The organism is Nocardiopsis sp. NRRL B-16309, from assembly GCF_001279585.1.
Taxonomy (GTDB): Bacteria; Actinomycetota; Actinomycetes; order Streptosporangiales; family Streptosporangiaceae; genus Nocardiopsis.
Window position 1 is genome coordinate 1 of the sequence record NZ_LGEC01000123.1, and the last position, 1,612, is coordinate 1,612.

At 74.3% G+C, this 1,612-nt stretch carries 1 protein-coding gene; it reads right to left on the minus strand.

The window, feature by feature from the left end; translation table 11 throughout:
* A partial coding sequence (locus ADL05_RS26790) for a glycoside hydrolase family 13 protein (RefSeq protein WP_053619806.1) occupies window positions 1–1,612 on the minus strand: 1,612 nt, incomplete at its 3' end.

Below are 1,612 nucleotides of genomic sequence, written 5' to 3' on the forward strand. Positions count from 1 at the left end.
CGACCGGGGCACTGGACACCAGCACCTCGGCGCCCTCGGGCAGCGGGTGGGGCTCGTCCGCGAAGTTGACCACGCACCGGACGCCGCCGCCGCGCTCGAAGGCGAGCACGCCCTCCGGCGCGTCCACCCACGCCATGTCCGCGCCGGCCAGGCCCGGTTCGGTCCGCCGGATCCGCAGTGCCGCCCGGTACAGGTTCAGCATCGAGTCCGGCCGTGCGTCCTCGTGCTCCACGGTCAGATCGCGCCAGGCGGCGGGCTGGGGCAGCCACGGCCGGTCCCCGCCGAACCCGAACGGCGGCTCCTGCCCCGACCACGGCAACGGCACCCGGCACCCGTCACGGCCCGGGTCGGTGCGGCCGGACCGCTCCCACGTGGGGTCCCGCAACACCTCCGGCGGCAGGTCCTCCACCTCCCACAGCCCCAGTTCCTCGCCCTGGTACAGGTACGCGCTGCCGGGCAGGCCCAGCGTGAGCAGCGCCGCCGCCCGCGCCCGCCGGGCACCGAGTTCCAGGTCGACCGGGACGTCGCGGACCTGCCCCAGGCTCTTGCCCTGGGCGTGCTGCGGTCGGCCGAACCGCGACACGTGGCGCACGACGTCGTGGTTGGAGAGCACCCACGTCGCCGGGGCCCCGATGGGGCCCAGCGCGGCGAAGGAGTCGTCGATCGCCGCGCGCATCGCCTTGGCCCTCCAGGGAGCCTCCAGGTAGTGGAAGTTGAACGCGGTGTGCAGTTCGTCGGACCGCAGGTAGCGCGCCAGGCGAGCCGGGTCGGACACCCACGCCTCCGCCGCGAACACCCGGTCGCCCTCGTACTCGTCGGCGATCGCGCGCCAGGCCCGGTAGATGTCGTGCACCCCGTCGCGGTCGGCGTGCGGGTGCTCGCCGCCGTCCGCGGTCAGGTGCTGGTCGTGCTCGTGGACCGCGAAGTCGGGCAGGTCCGGGTGCTTGACCAGCCCGTGCGCGACGTCGATGCGGAAGCCGTCCACCCCCCGGTCGAACCAGAAGCGCAGGATGGACTCGAACTCGGCGCGCACCTTCGGGTGGTCCCAGTTCAGGTCGGGCTGCTCGGGCGCGAACAGGTGCAGGTACCACTGGCCCGGCGTGCCGTCGGGGTCGGTCGTGCGCGTCCAGGCCGGTCCGCCGAAGGCCGCGCGCCAGCCGTTGGGCGGCTCGTCCCCGCCCGGTCCCCGGCCGTCGCGGAACAGGAACAGCTCCCGTTCGGGTGAGCCGGGTCCGGCCGCGAGCGCCGCCCTGAACCAGGCGTGCCGGTCCGAGACGTGGTTGGGCACGATGTCGAGGATGACGCGGATGCCGTGCTCGTGCGCCTCGGCGACGAACGCGGCGCCCTCCTCCAGCGTGCCCAGGACGGGATCGATCCGGCGGAAGTCGGCGACGTCGTACCCGCCGTCGGCCATCGGCGACTCGTACCAGGGGTTGATCCACACTGCGTCCACGCCCAGGTCGCGCAGGTAGGGCAGTCGCGCGCGCAGGCCCGCGACGTCGCCGACGCCGTCACCGTTCCCGTCGGCGAAGCTGCGGATGTAGATCTGGTAGACGGCGGCGCTGCGCCACCACTCCCCGCGCGTGGCCGGGGACGCGGTGCTGTGGGTCAT